Source organism: Aeromonas salmonicida subsp. salmonicida (assembly GCF_001643305.1).
GTDB lineage: Bacteria > Pseudomonadota > Gammaproteobacteria > Enterobacterales > Aeromonadaceae > Aeromonas > Aeromonas salmonicida.
In genome coordinates, this window is sequence record NZ_LSGW01000051.1 from 41,261 (window position 1) to 52,114 (window position 10,854).

Here is a 10,854-nt window from a genome sequence, read left to right on the forward strand (position 1 = left end):
GAGCGTCGGTTATTCAGACGCTAATGGTTTGCCTTGCCAAACGGAGGCGAGGTAATGTGAACATCGGATATTCTGCCATCAGCCCGTCGTCATGAAGCTTTATCAGATACAACTCTTTGTCGAATCAGCTAACAGTGGCTCCATTGCCAACACGGCTCGTCGTCTTGGCAAAAGTCGCAGTGCGGTCAGCACGGCGATTGCGGCGCTGGAGGTAGAGCTTGGCGTCGAACTTTTTGAACGGGGGGCTAACCAGAGTCGATTGACCGAGATCGGTGAGCTGGTGCTGGATGATTGCAAACGGCTATTGCAGGCCGCCAACAGCCTCAAGCTCAAGTGCGAGCACTATGCCTCCGGCGCCGAGGTGGCGCTGCGGGTGGCGCGGGATGATGCCATTCCCGAGCTGGTGTGGCGCGACATGCTGGGGGCGCTGCGCCGCCAGTTTCCCGGCACCAGTATCTCGCTGGTGCTGGCTTCTCCCCCTGAACTGCCAGCGCTGGTGGAGGAGGGATTTGTCGATGCCGCCTTCGGTCTCATCACGGAGGAGCAGGAGCGCAGCGGCCTCAATATCGATGTGCTCAATCCTATCCGCACCCTGATGGTGGTGGCGCCGAGCCACCCGTTGGCCAGTCTGAAGCGGGTACTGCAGCAGGATTTGACCGGCCACACTCAGGTCACCCTCTCCTACGTGGACGAATTTTCGGTCAAGAGCCTGCTCCCTATCGGGGGTCAACATATAGGTCTGTCGAGCTTCGAACTGATGCGGGATGCTGTGCTGGATGGACTGGGGTGGGCCGTGCTGCCTTCTCCCTTGATCCAGAGCCAGCTGCGGCAGGGGGAATTATTGACCCTGAAGCACAAATTCAGTCTGCAGTGGCGTGACTACGGCGTCTATCTGTCAGAAAACGCCTATCATGGCAAGGTACTGGCGTGGCTGAAGAAGGCCATTCAGGCCTACCTTGAACCTTTTGAATAAGCTGGCAAGCGTCATGCCTTCTGGCCATTGGCGAGGGGGAGAACGCAGCGGGTTCTTGTGATCCATCACGGCCTGATGGTACATACTGTCAATACACTCATGCAGCGCCTGGAGGCGTGAACGATATGAGCAGTGCCCAAGACAAGGACGAAATCTGGCTGGATGACGACATCATAGAGCTGGATGATGATGAGGCCGTGGTGGTCAAGGCGATCAACCCCTGGAAGGTGCTGATCGTGGACGATGAACCGGACATTCATCATGCTACCCGATTGGCGCTTTCCAACATTCAATACAAGTCCCGCCCCCTCGAACTGCTCAATGCCTACAGTGGCGCCGAAGCGGCTCGAATGCTGCTGGCCAATCCACGTATCGCCCTCATCTTGCTGGATGTGGTGATGGAGACCGAAGATGCCGGTCTACGACTGGTACACCAGATCCGCAACGAGATGCACAACAGCCTGGTGCGCATAGTGCTGCGCACCGGCCAGCCCGGTCAGGCCCCTGAGCAGCGGGTGATCCTCGATTATGACATCAACGACTACAAGACCAAGACTGAGCTGACGGTGCAGAAGCTTTTCACCACTGTCATAGCGTCTTTACGCTCCTACGAGACTCTCTGCGCCATCGACAAGAGTCGCCAGGGGCTTGGCAAGATCCTGGAAGGCGCGGGGGATCTCTATCATCTGCACTCCCTGCGGGAATTTGCCTCCGGCGTCCTGAAACAGATCAGCGCCATTCTGGATGTCGGCACTGAAGGGGCCATCTGCGTCGAGCGCAGGCCCGACTCTCAGGAACTGGAAGTGCTGGCGGCCACTGGTGACTATGAATCTCTGCTCAATGGTGTATCCCTTGCTGCCTTTCCTGCGTTGAACGACTCTGTGATGAGTGCGCTTGCCAACCGTCGAAACCGCTTTGAGCACCCGCAAGATGCTCTCTATATCGCTGCCCAGAATGGTCGCGAGTTCGTGCTCAACTTCACGCCGACCCAACCTCTCGATCCTCTGGAGTGCGATCTGCTGGATGTATTTTGCCAGCGGATTTCAGCTGCTTACGACAACCTCTATCTCTACAACCAGCTGCTGCGTGCCCAGGAGGCAACAGTGGTGGCGCTCGCTGCGCTGGCGGAGTTTCGTGACTCTGATACCGGTGAACATGTGCTGCGAGTACAGAAACTCTCCGATGCCATAGTGGCCGAGATGCAGCAGGCGGGTGCTTACCCCAATGAACTGACTCCCGGCTTTGTCGACATGATCGGCATGGCCAGCATATTGCACGATGTCGGCAAGGTCGGCACACCGGACCACATTCTGCACAAGCCTGGCCGGTTTGAGCCGGATGAGCGGGTCATCATGGAGCAGCATGCAGACATAGGGGCCAGCATATTGCACAAGGCGGGCGAGATGGTGGAAGGCACCAGCTACCTGTCGCTGGGGGCTGAGATTGCCCGTGGTCATCACGAGCACTTCGATGGCAAGGGCTACCCGGAGCAGCTGGCCGGCCAGCAGATCCCGCTGTCGGCCCGTATCGTGGCCGTGGTCGATGTGTTTGATGCTCTGCTCAGCAAGCGGCCCTACAAGGAGCCCTGGTCGCTGGCGCAGACCATGGAATATATCCAGTCCCGCTCCGGCAGTCAGTTCGATCCTCATGTGGTCCAGGCGCTCAATCGGCTGGTGACGGAGTCGCGATTGCCATACGAGTTGTGAGCGTGACAGTGCTGGCGAAAAAGCAGAAGGGGCCATCAGGCCCCTTCTGCTTTGGTCTCTGTAGCGATTTTTATAGGTTGCAGCTAGCGCAGGGCATGGCGCGATCTCGGTTGGCGCTTTCGAAACGGCAACAGTATGAGGCCGAGCAACAGGTCTCCCAGCAAGGCCGCGATGAACCCCACCGACATGCCACAGATGATGGCGGACTGTTTGAGCGGCACCAGATAGCTGTAGTTTTGCAGGGTATCTTGCCAGAGTTGGGGATCGGCGCGCAGCAGCAGATGTGTCAGCTGCTGATACCAGGGATGATCCTTGAAGGCACTCTCCTGCAACAGCATCTGCTGCTGGCTCACCAGGTGTTGCAGACTGACGGCATCCCGGGCGAATACGGGGTCCGGGTTGGTGCGATAGTGGTTGACCAGGGCGGTCAGATCGCCGTTGAAGTGCTGATCCGCCGTGCCCTGAAATGGCACCAGGCTGAGGTTGGCCTGTTGCAGGCGTGCATCCAGCCGCTGGTAATAGAGGTCGATCAGACCCGGTACCTGAACGCCGGCCAATAAACCCAGGGCAAACAGCATAATGCGAAGGTAGCTGCGCATATTCCTCATCATCTCGTTAAAAAAGAGCTCTCATACTAGCTGCAAGCCTGGTTCAGACCAAGGTAGTGTTCCGTCATCCAGTGGAGCTTGTGTCGATATGGCGGCTTCACAGCCCGGTTGTAATAGCGCCTTGTCCGGTTATCCCCTCTCCAATGTTAAGGATTCAAATCGCGCCCATTATGTTCTAGAATGCCGCGTTTTTTCCGGGAGAGGAGAGTCTGCATGAACAAGTTCGTGCCGTGCTATTTGATTGGGGGCCTCATTGCCATCAGTTGGGCCGCCTTGCCTGCCCATGGCCCCTGGGATCAGTGGGATCTTGCCGTCTTTCATCTGGTCAATGGCTGGCTGGGCCAGTCTTCGTTGTGGGCCGATGTGGTGGCCGTGACCAATAATCGTCTGTTTGATCTGGTCGTATTGGGCTGCATGGGGCTCATCCTGGCGATGTGCTTCTTCCGTTCTGAGGATGGGGATCGTCGTCGCCTTGTCGCCATGGGGATCGTCATGTTGTTGGGGGCACTGGTTATCAACCAGTTTGGTCACCTGCTGCCGGTCAGTCGTCCCAGTCCGACCCTGACCGTTGCGGATGCACTGCGAGTCACCCAGCTCAGCGCGATCCCGACCAAGGATTCCTCCAGCGACAGTTTCCCCGGCGATCATGCCCTGTTTTTGATGATCTTTGCCGGTTTCGTCCTGCGTTATCTGCCACGCTGGGCTGGGGTGCTGGCCATTTTGATGGTGCCGCTGTTCTCGGCGCCCCGTATTTTGTCTGGTGCCCACTGGCTGACGGATGTCTATGTTGGCGCCTTGGGCCTGACTCTGCTCTGTTTGCCCTTGTTGTTGCTGACGGGGCTGTCGGATGCGCTGATCGGCTGGCTTGCCTCCCGGTTGCCTATTGGGCCACGACGGCGCAGTACCGGGTATCCGTCCGATTAATATCAAAAAAAGAAGGTCGGTTTACACCGGCCTTCTTTTTGGCTACTGCCCATCGATGACTGTGGTCGTCGCGAAATGACCATGACTACCACCGATGGCCCCAGGCCTGCTGGCCCTCATGGATAAGTATTAGCAGAGTCATTCGAACGCGCTTGCCCGACCTTTATCCAGATAATCGTTTGCATGGGGGCGTGATTGATTCTGGTCAGGACTTTTAATTTCCGCTGCCTTAGAATCGCCGGCCCTTGCAGGAGAGGTCGGTATGCTAATTAATCTTTTACGCCTGATATTCATCATGTGTGCCATGGCGTTCGTTTTCATGCTGATACGGGCCTGGTGGCATAAACGGCAGCAGGGCTCACTGGAGCCAACCCCGTTCTGGCCGGTGGCCGCCATCGGATTTGTTGCCAATTTTCTCGATACCCTGGGGGTTGGCAGCTTTGCCGTGAAGACAGCCTGTTTCAAGCAGTTCAAGTTGATCGACGATAGGCTGCTGCCCGGTACCCTCAACGGCCAGTGCGTGCTGCCGACGGTTGCCCAGTCCCTCATCTTTATCGGCGTGGTCAAGGTGGACCCGATCACGTTCATCAGCATGATGGTGGCAGCCGCCGCGGGGGCGGCCTGGGGGGCGCGTCATGTGGCTTCATTTGATCGTCAGACCATACGGTTGGTGATGGCTGTCTCTCTGCTGGTGGTGGCCGGCCTCATCTTTGCGGGCTTGCTGGGTCTGTTCCCCCTCGGCGGCGATGCCATGGGGCTGACAGGTTACAAGCTGGGAATTGCCCTGCTCGGCAATTTCATCTTCGGGGTCTTGATGAATGTGGGTATCGGGCTGTTCGCCCCCTGCATGACGCTCGTCTATCTGCTGGGGATGAACCCCATGGCGGCGTTTCCCATCATGATGGGATCCACCGCCGTGCTCAGCGTCTTCTCGGCGGGCACCTTCATTCGCAAGGGGGCCTTTGATGCCAGGGCCGTGCTGGCGGTGGCAATTTTTGGCCCCATCGGCGTGGTGCTGGCGGCCCTGCTGGTACAGTCCATGGACATGGAAATGTTGAAGTGGCTGGTGGCCTTTATCGTCATCTATACCTCCTGGACCATGTACGCCTCCTGGCGGGCAGAGCGACGCAAGGCTCAACCCCGGCTGGTGGAGATCGCAGGTTAGCCTGGACCAGTGCCGCCTCGGCTTTGGCCCCCAGAAACACATAGAGCCCCAGTGCCAGCAGCAGTCCCACGGCACATCCCATCACACCTACCGCAGGCCAGAGCAGTTCGCTCTGGCCAAGCGACCCCTTGAACAGCAGCAACAATCCCTCTATGGAGACCGCAATCAGGATGGCGGCGATAAAGCGGGTGATGGTGCGGCGAACGGCGCTGTGGCGAAAGATGTCCTTATGCAGCAGCACCTCCTCCTCCAGAATCGTCTTGCCCAGATCGAATACCGCCAGCGCCAGGGTCAGGAATATGATGGCGCTAAAGGCACCTAGCTGGTTCTGCTGCTCCCCGCACAGCAGCAGATAGAGCTGCTCCAATCCATGCCATATCAGGGTGGCGACGATGAGAAACAGCGCCATGCTCAGCACCACATAGACAGCCTTGAACCAGGGCATGGCGCGGCGCCGCTCACGATCGCCCATCAGCCAGGCAATCAGCTGATTGAGGCAAAGTGTCAGTTCCCGACCATGACCCTGCACAACCAGACGTAGCTGTGCCTGTGGCGCGGGTACGGGGGGAAGGATCCTCGCAGACTCACGGCTCTGGCCTATGGTCAGAATAAAGGGGTAGCCCTTGAGGGAATCACGGGGGGCGGTGAGCAGCCCCAGCAACAGGGGGGCCAGTTCGGTTTCGTATTCCTGATAGCGCCGCAGCACATCGATGGGGCTCATCTCTGCCATATGGACCTCGGTCAAGTGGGCTCCTGCTGAAGATGTGCAAATAGTGGGCCCGTTTTATGACAGGCATGGTATGGGATATTGCACCAGGAGATGACAAAACAGAGGGGGTGAGCAGATAGCTGCACCAGAAAGAGGCGCTGGGGGAAGTCAGACACATCAGATAGAGAAAAGGGCCCTCTCGTTAATCTCTGGCTGGATTAACCCGCCAGTTTGGCGAAGCTGCGTTCGGCGGCGGCCAGGGTATGTTCGATCTCCTTGTCGCCGTGGGCCAGTGACAAGAAGCCTGCCTCGTAGGCACTCGGCGCCAGGTAAACACCCTCTTCCAGCATCAGATGATAGAAGCGCTTGAAACGTTCCATGTCGCAGCGGGTAACCTGCTCATAGCGGGTGATCTCCGGCTCGTCGGTAAAGAAGAAGCCGAACATGCCGCCCACATAGTTGATGGCGAGCGGGATACCGTGCTTGGCGGCAGCGGCTTTCAGCCCCTCGGCAACTCGGGCAGTCTTGGCATTCAGCTGCTCATAGAGCCCCGGCTCCAGCAGCAGATCCAGCATGGTCAGGCCCGCGGCCATGGCGACCGGGTTGCCGGAGAGAGTACCCGCCTGATAAACCGGACCGGTCGGGGCTATATGCTGCATCACCTTCTTCTTGCCGCCGAAAGCGCCAACCGGCATGCCGGCACCGATGATCTTGCCGAGAGTGGTAAGGTCCGGGTCTATGTTGTAGTAACCCTGAGCACCGCGCAGCGAGACACGGAAGCCGGTCATCACCTCGTCCAGGATCAACAGGGCACCGAACTCGTCGCAGATGGTGCGCAGCCCTTCCAGAAAACCGGGCACAGGCGGGATGCAGTTCATGTTGCCGGCGACCGGCTCGACTATGATGCAGGCGATATCGCAACCGTACTGGGTGAAGGCTTCTCGCACTGAATCGAGGTCGTTGAACACGCAGGTCAGGGTGTGTTTGGCAAAGTCGGCCGGCACGCCCGGGCTGTTGGGCTGACCCAGAGTGAGGGCGCCGGAGCCGGCCTTGACCAGCAGAGAGTCGGCGTGGCCGTGATAGCAGCCTTCAAACTTGACGATCTTGTCGCGACCCGTGTAACCGCGAGCTAGCCGGATGGCGCTCATGGTTGCCTCAGTGCCGGAGTTCACCATCCGCACCTGCTCCATGGAAGGCACAATCTGGCGTACCTTCTCGGCCATCAGCACTTCGATCTCGGTGGGTGCACCATAGCTCAGCCCCTTCTCCACTGCCTTGATGACGGCAGCCTTGATGGCTGGGTGGTTGTGACCGAGCAGCATGGGGCCCCAGGAGCCGATGTAGTCCACATAGGCCTGACCATCCACGTCATAGAGGTAGGCACCATCGGCGTGATCAATGAAGCGGGGTGTACCGCCGACCCCATTGAAGGCGCGGACCGGTGAGTTGACGCCACCCGGAATGGTCTGGCGGGCCTGTTCAAACAGCTGATCTGATTTTGACATGGATCATCCTTAATGGGATTTTGGTCGTCGCACAGGCGAAGGCGGCCTATTGCGGCTCGGCAGCCTGGGGGAGCTGGAGTATGCTTTGCGCTCTCGTTACCTGGCCCAGGCCTGCCCCGTGCTAAATGAAACGGGCCGACTATAGCAGAAAGGCTTTGTGCTGGGCAGCCGGGCTGTCTGCCAGGTGCTCCTCACCAGGCAGACAAATGTGGTCTTTCCAACATGGTGCAACAAGATGGCACAACAAGTTATCTCCTCTTCTGACGCTTCCTCTTATCCACGCAGCCCCGCCTTGCTGCGCATGATTCATCAAGACAAGATGCCACTGCTGGTGTTATTGCTGGCGGCCCTGGTCGGTACCTTGACTGGGTTGGTGTGCGGACTGTTCGAATCCGGTGTGCACTGGCTGGCCGAGCAGCGACTCGAGCTGCTGGCCGACCGCACCTGGTGGCAGCTCGGTCTGCTCGGATTTGGCTTCAGCGCCTTGTTAGGCTTTGTCGGTTACTTCCTCACTCATGCCTTTGCTCCGGAAGCGGGGGGCTCAGGGATCCCTGAAATCGAAGGGGCCATGGATGATCTGCGTCCGGTACGTTGGTGGCGGGTGCTGCCGGTCAAGTTCTTCGGCGGCATCTGTACCCTGAGTTCCGGCATGGTGCTGGGACGGGAGGGACCCTCGGTGCAGATAGGTGGCAACCTTGGCAAGATGGTGGCGGATATCTGCCGGCTACCCAAGGAGCATGGTCATGCTTTGCTGGCCGCCGGTGCCGCGGGTGGTCTGGCCGCTGCTTTCAATGCACCGCTGGCCGGGATCCTGTTCGTGATGGAAGAGATGCGACCGCAGTTTCGCTACTCCTTTCTGGCCATCAAGGCGGTAGGGATCTCCGCCATCATGGCGACCCTGATGCTGCAAAACATGAAAGGGCAGGGGGCGGTGATCACCTTGCCCCACTACGATGCCCCTGCACTGAAGGCGCTTTGGCTGTTCCTCTTTATGGGGGCTATCTTCGGGGTGCTGGGTTTTGTCTTCAACAAGCTGGTGCTGGCCTGCCAGGATGGCTATCTGGCACTGCACCAGAACAAGCGTCATCGCTTCGTGGCCATCGGCATGCTGGTGGCGGGGACCTTTGGCGTACTGTCGCTGTTTGCGCCATCGGTGACAGGCGGAGGGACAGAGCTCATCCCCCATCTGATGGGCGGAGAGTATGCAATGGCGACCCTGTTCCTCATCTTCTCTGTACGGCTGGTGGCCACTCTTATCTGCTTCTGCTCTGGCGCCCCAGGTGGCGTGTTTGCTCCGACCCTGGCCCTTGGCACCCTGTTTGGTGTGGTGTTTGGTCATCTGTTTCATGCGGCTTTTCCTGAGCTTGGCATCGAACCCGGCGCCTTTGCCATCGCCGGCATGGGGGCCTTGTTTGCCGCCACTGTGCGTGCTCCCATCACGGGGATAGTGCTGGTGACCGAGATGACCGATAACTATCAGCTGATCCTGCCCATGATGATCACCACGGTCGGAGCAACTCTGGTGGCCCAGTGGCTGGGGGGGCGCCCCATTTATTCCCAGATCCTGGAGCGAACTTTACGGCTTGCTGCGCGTCAAAAGCGGGGAGACAGCGGCGCTACTGCCAGTTAACTCCTTGTATGTCAGCGCGAATCCGGTCGGGTCGCGTATAGTGAAGGGAGCATGGCCGCTGTATGGTGTAGTAATAAAAGAGGCCTTATGTCCCAGATATTGAAGTTGTTGACTGTGCTGTGCGTGGGGGCGCTCATCGGTTATTTCGTCGGCAATCGACAGGAGCTGGCCCAGAGCAGCCTCCTGACGGTGCAGCAAGAAACCCTGGAGCGTCAGGGCAAGGCGATAGGTCAGCTCAAGAGCGACCTTGCCATCAAGGAGACCCTGCTGGCCACACAGAGGGCCGCGTTCGAGCAATTGCAAAAGACGCTCAAGGAGCAGGAAGCCCAGGTGCAGGAGCAGAAGCGCCAGTTGGCCTTTTTCGAGCGGATCATGCGACCCACGGGTGAACAGGTAGGGGTGGTGATCGATAACCTCACATTGCAGGAGACCAGCATCCCCGGCCGTTATCACTACCGCTTGGCGCTGACCCAGCCAGCCAAGAAGCGGGAGTTGTTCCGCGGCCAGGTACAGATAAAGGTAGAGGGCAGCCTGGGGGACAAACCAAAGACCCTCGGTAGCCGTGAGCTGGGCATGAAAGTGGGCGAGGGGCGCTATGCCTTGCGTTACTTCCAGCTGCTGGAGGGCAACTGGCAGCTGCCGGAAGGCTTTATACCGGACCGGGTGCGTGTCACTATTGGCAAAGAGGGCAGACAGCCGGCCCAGGAGCTGCTGGCCGAATGGGGTGACCTGATCAAACCCCTGGTGGTTGCTCCGTCTGCGCCTGCTGCGCAGTAAGAAGATTGGTGAATACTTGAACTAAACAGTCGGGTATTAGATAATTTCGCGGTTTCCATGTTTGTGGATTTAACGGTTGTGAGGTCAGTAATGAGTGCAGTAGCAGAAGCCCCGTTGCCAATCCAGATGACGGATGCGGCAGCCAACAAGGTGAAGAACCTGATCACCGAAGAAGAAAATCCCGAGCTCAAGCTGCGGGTGTACATCACGGGTGGTGGCTGCTCCGGTTTCCAGTACGGTTTCACCTTTGATGAGAAGATCAATGAAGGGGACACTGTGGTCGAGAAGAGTGGCGTCACCATGGTGATCGATCCCATGAGCCTGCAATATCTGGTAGGCGGCAGCGTGGACTACACCGAAGGCCTGGAAGGTTCCCGCTTCACCGTGACCAACCCCAATGCCAGCACGACCTGTGGCTGTGGTTCCAGTTTCTCCATCTGATGTGTCGTAACAGCGCGATTGAAGGGCCCAACAGGGCCCTTTTCTATTTATCCCTCTCTGCCTTCCTATATAAAGTGTCGCATCCTTATAAAGGCATCAACGGAGTTCTTGGCCTGTAAAAGGGGGACGGAGCTTCTTCTGAAGCACATAAATGGATGCATCTTGCACGATCTGGCTATTGATTAAACACTTGAACGTCTTCCTCAATAAAACACAGTGTTTTTGCTTGCCAGAAAGATTCAGCTCCCTATAATGCGCGCCTACCAGCACGGCGGAACACGCCAACCTGATGAGCCAGCTTCCTTGCGAAGCAGGCGCCGAAAGAAAAGCGAAAACAACCGCTTGACTTTCGAAGTGAGGAGCGTAATATGCGCCTCCTCAACGCGACAAGCGTGACGCTCTTTAACAATTTGAAT

Annotated in this window: 10 protein-coding genes; 7 read left to right on the plus strand and 3 right to left on the minus strand. The window is 58.1% G+C overall.

Annotation, left to right across the window (positions count from 1 at the left end):
- Positions 1 to 91 precede the first annotated feature (91 nt).
- On the plus strand, positions 92 to 973 hold the full coding sequence (locus tag AXW79_RS08325; RefSeq protein WP_005313161.1) for a LysR family transcriptional regulator: 882 nt from the start codon (positions 92 to 94) through the stop codon (positions 971 to 973).
- Positions 974 to 1,098: 125 nt separating this feature from the next.
- A complete protein-coding gene (locus tag AXW79_RS08330; protein WP_005313158.1) occupies positions 1,099 to 2,679 on the plus strand; it encodes a DUF3369 domain-containing protein in 1,581 nt (526 codons plus the stop codon).
- 83 nt (positions 2,680 to 2,762) lie between these two features.
- Here the strand turns inward: AXW79_RS08330 and AXW79_RS08335 are convergent, their stop codons facing one another.
- Positions 2,763 to 3,290 (minus strand): DUF2937 family protein, encoded by a 528-nt coding sequence (locus AXW79_RS08335; protein WP_017411649.1) that lies wholly within the window; start codon positions 3,288 to 3,290, stop codon positions 2,763 to 2,765.
- A 210-nt stretch (positions 3,291 to 3,500) separates the two neighbouring features.
- Here AXW79_RS08335 and AXW79_RS08340 point away from each other — a divergent pair, with 210 nt between their 5' ends.
- A complete protein-coding gene (locus AXW79_RS08340; protein ID WP_005313153.1) occupies positions 3,501 to 4,211 on the plus strand; it encodes a phosphatase PAP2 family protein in 711 nt (236 codons plus the stop codon).
- Between the two features lie 262 nt (positions 4,212 to 4,473).
- Positions 4,474 to 5,376: a sulfite exporter TauE/SafE family protein gene (locus AXW79_RS08345; protein WP_005313150.1), complete on the plus strand. Its 903-nt coding sequence runs from the start codon at positions 4,474 to 4,476 to the stop codon at positions 5,374 to 5,376.
- Here AXW79_RS08345 and AXW79_RS08350 read toward each other — a convergent pair.
- Positions 5,291 to 6,106, minus strand: coding sequence for a hypothetical protein (locus tag AXW79_RS08350; RefSeq protein WP_011898378.1), 816 nt, complete (start codon positions 6,104 to 6,106; stop codon positions 5,291 to 5,293). The two genes, AXW79_RS08345 and AXW79_RS08350, sit on opposite strands and share 86 nt — an antisense overlap.
- A gap of 197 nt (positions 6,107 to 6,303) precedes the next feature.
- A complete protein-coding gene (hemL, locus tag AXW79_RS08355) occupies positions 6,304 to 7,590 on the minus strand; it encodes a glutamate-1-semialdehyde 2,1-aminomutase (RefSeq protein WP_005313142.1) in 1,287 nt (428 codons plus the stop codon).
- 235 nt (positions 7,591 to 7,825) lie between these two features.
- Here hemL and clcA point away from each other — a divergent pair, with 235 nt between their 5' ends.
- From clcA to erpA, 3 genes are all read left to right on the plus strand, one after another.
- Positions 7,826 to 9,220 (plus strand): H(+)/Cl(-) exchange transporter ClcA, encoded by a 1,395-nt coding sequence (gene clcA, locus AXW79_RS08360; RefSeq protein WP_011898379.1) that lies wholly within the window; start codon positions 7,826 to 7,828, stop codon positions 9,218 to 9,220.
- A gap of 87 nt (positions 9,221 to 9,307) precedes the next feature.
- Positions 9,308 to 9,997: a DUF6776 family protein gene (locus AXW79_RS08365; RefSeq protein WP_005313137.1), complete on the plus strand. Its 690-nt coding sequence runs from the start codon at positions 9,308 to 9,310 to the stop codon at positions 9,995 to 9,997.
- A gap of 90 nt (positions 9,998 to 10,087) precedes the next feature.
- Positions 10,088 to 10,438 carry an iron-sulfur cluster insertion protein ErpA gene (erpA, locus tag AXW79_RS08370; protein ID WP_005313135.1) on the plus strand — a complete coding sequence of 117 codons (351 nt, stop codon included), beginning with the start codon at positions 10,088 to 10,090 and terminating at the stop codon, positions 10,436 to 10,438.
- Positions 10,439 to 10,854 lie beyond the last annotated feature (416 nt).